The sequence below is a fragment of the Phenylobacterium sp. genome, assembly GCF_035475775.1.
Lineage (GTDB): Bacteria > Pseudomonadota > Alphaproteobacteria > Caulobacterales > Caulobacteraceae > Phenylobacterium.
Genome location: NZ_DATIMC010000128.1, coordinates 1 through 2401 on the forward strand (window position 1 = coordinate 1; position 2401 = coordinate 2401).

Annotated in this window: 4 protein-coding genes; 1 reads left to right on the forward strand and 3 read right to left on the reverse strand. The window is 70.7% G+C overall.

Going from position 1 to position 2401, the window contains the following annotated elements; genetic code table 11:
* A partial coding sequence (locus tag VLI41_RS15180) for a 2-hydroxychromene-2-carboxylate isomerase (protein ID WP_325268926.1) occupies positions 1-514 on the reverse strand: 514 nt, incomplete at its 3' end.
* Between the two features lie 27 nt (positions 515-541).
* Positions 542-1333 carry a crotonase/enoyl-CoA hydratase family protein gene (locus VLI41_RS15185; RefSeq protein ID WP_325268927.1) on the reverse strand — a complete coding sequence of 264 codons (792 nt, stop codon included), beginning with the start codon at positions 1331-1333 and terminating at the stop codon, positions 542-544.
* Positions 1334-1386: 53 nt separating this feature from the next.
* Here VLI41_RS15185 and VLI41_RS15190 point away from each other — a divergent pair, with 53 nt between their 5' ends.
* Positions 1387-2001: a TetR/AcrR family transcriptional regulator gene (locus VLI41_RS15190; RefSeq protein WP_325268928.1), complete on the forward strand. Its 615-nt coding sequence runs from the start codon at positions 1387-1389 to the stop codon at positions 1999-2001.
* Between the two features lie 36 nt (positions 2002-2037).
* On the opposite strand, the gene VLI41_RS15195 is transcribed toward VLI41_RS15190, so the two are convergent.
* Positions 2038-2401: alpha/beta hydrolase (locus VLI41_RS15195; RefSeq protein ID WP_414692573.1), on the reverse strand; the 364-nt coding region annotated here is incomplete at its 5' end.

Consider the following 2401-nt stretch of genomic DNA (forward strand, 5'->3'; position numbering starts at 1 on the left):
CGTACATGGTGGGCGCGCCGAACACCCCGCGGGCCGCCGCTTCGTCCGTGGCCTCGTCGAGCGCCGCATCCAGCGCCGGATCGTCGATCCGCGCCGCGAGATCCGGCCCGCTCACGCCCGCGCCTTCGAGCAGCGCGACGAGGTCCTGGGCGGTCGCGAGCGGCGCGCCGGTTCCCCAGTACGCCCCGAAGATCGCCCCGACCGCGGCGTCCGACCGGCCCAGCTCCGCCGCGGCCAGCGTCGCGCGCAGCAGCCGCCGGGCGTCGATGACCGCAGCCTGGGGATGACGCTGGAACGGCACCTTGTACATCGCCACCCAGCGCATCAGGTCGACGCCCAGGTACTTGCCCTTCGGCTTGCAGGTGATGCTGGTGGGCACGTTGCCGACCTGATCCATCAGCTGAAGGATCTCGAACGGCCGCCAGGCGATGTCGACGCCCAGGCGGCGCACCTGGGTCTGGGCGAGATAGGCGTAGGGGCTGCGGTAGTCGAAGTAGAAGTCGAGAGCGGCCATGGCCGGCCTCCTTTCGCTTGCGGGCGCCTATCGGCCCTGGAAGACGGCGGCGCGCCGCTCGACGAAGGAGCGGATCCCCTCGGCCGCGTCGGCGGTGCCCATGACGCGCTGGCGGATGGCCGGGACGGCCTCGACGGCGGCGCGCTCGCCGGCCTCGGTGAACTTGCGGCCGGCTTCCTTGGTGACCTGGACGCCCAGCGGCGCATTGGCGGCGATGATCCGCGCGAGCTCCATGGCCCGCTCCACCTGCCGCCCGGCGGGCGTGACCTCCTGGACGAGGCCGATCCGGTAGGCCTCGGCGGCCCCGAACTCGTCGCACAGCATCAGGTGGTACATGGCGTTGCCCCACCCGGCGCGCGTGATGTAGCGGAAGTGCGCGCCGCCCAGCGGGGCGATGCCGCGCTTGGCCTCCATCTGGCAGAAGCGGGCGTCGTCGGCGGCCACGACGATGTCGCCGGCCAGCGCCATCTCGATGCCGACCGTGAAGCAGATGCCCTGCACCGCGGTGACCACCGGCTTGCGGCACCGGTTGCGCATCCCGAACGGATCGACGTGGTCCTCGGGGATCTCGCTCGGCGCGGCGCCGGGACCGAAGAACTTCGGCATGTCGAGGCCGGCGGTGAAGTGCTCTCCATCGGCGCAGAGCACGCCCACCCACAGGTCCGGATCGCGGTCCAGCTCGGTCATGGCGGCGGCGAGCTGGACCATCATCTGCGGGACGAAGGCGTTCTTCTTGGCGGGGTTGTCGATGACGATCTTCAGGATGTGGCCGTGGCGCTCGCTGCGGACCCGGCCTTCCGTTGCAACGGTCTCGCTCATCTCGGCTCCTCGGGGCGCGGGTCCACTGCTCATCATTCTGGATGATGATTGTCATGCAGGAGAATGATGCTTATCATGCTGATGTCAAGCCTGGAGATTCGACGATGGGGCATTCGCAGACGGAAAAGGCGCGGAACCGCGAACGCATCCTGGCCGAGGCCTCGCAGCAGGTCCGCCGCGACGGGCTCGAATCGGTGGGCGTGGGAGCGCTCATGAAGAGCGTCGGCCTGACGCACGGCGGCTTCTACGGGCACTTCGAGAGCCGCTCGGCGCTGCTCGCCGAAGCCCTGCAGCGGGCGTTGCAGGAGGGCGAGGCCAATGCGCAGGCCTCGGCCGCGTCCGGGCGCCTCTCAGATATGGTGCGCAGCTATCTCAGCCGCACGCACCGCGATGCGCGCGACAGCGGCTGCGCGGTGGCGGCGCTGGTTTCGGACGTCGCACGGGCCGACGACGACGCCCGATCGATCATGACCCGGCACGTGGAATCGTTCATCGCCGCCGTCGCGAAAACGCTCGACGGGGACGAGGAGCGCGCCGTCGTGGCGGTCAGCGCCATGGTCGGAGCGCTCGCGCTGTCTCGGGTGGTGGCGGACCCGGCGCGCTCGAACGCCATCCTGAAGCTGGTGCGCGATCACCTCATCGCGCTCGACTCCGCCGGCGCCCCGTAGCCGCCCCGAGCAACCTGCGCGCGGGGCCCCGCGCCCCTACGCCGGCTGGGCGGCGAGCCGCTTGTCCAGGTAGGCGCCGATGCGGCTCTCCAGGTCGGGCAGGTTCTCGACCCAGAAGTGGCTCGCGCCCTCGACGACCTCGTAGTCGATGGTGATGCCCTTCTGGGTGCGCAGCTTCGAGACCACGCGCTCCACCTCGATCGCCGGCACCACGGTGTCGTTTCCGCCGTGCAGGATCAGGCCGGAGGCGGGGCAGGGCGCGAGGAACGAGAAGTCGTAGGCGTTGGTCGGCGGCGAGACGGCGATGAAGCCGTCGGTCTCCGGCCGCCGCATCAGGAGCTGCATGCCGATCCAGGCGCCGAACGAATAGCCCGCCACCCAGCACTGCGAGGCGGCCGGA

Excerpts from the sequence above, each read along its gene's own strand:
- VLI41_RS15185 (WP_325268927.1), bottom strand. The coding sequence starts at position 1,333 with ATGAGCGAGACCGTTGCAACGGAAGGCCGGGTCCGCAGCGAGCGCCAC.
- VLI41_RS15190 (WP_325268928.1), top strand. The coding sequence starts at position 1,387 with ATGCAGGAGAATGATGCTTATCATGCTGATGTCAAGCCTGGAGATTCG.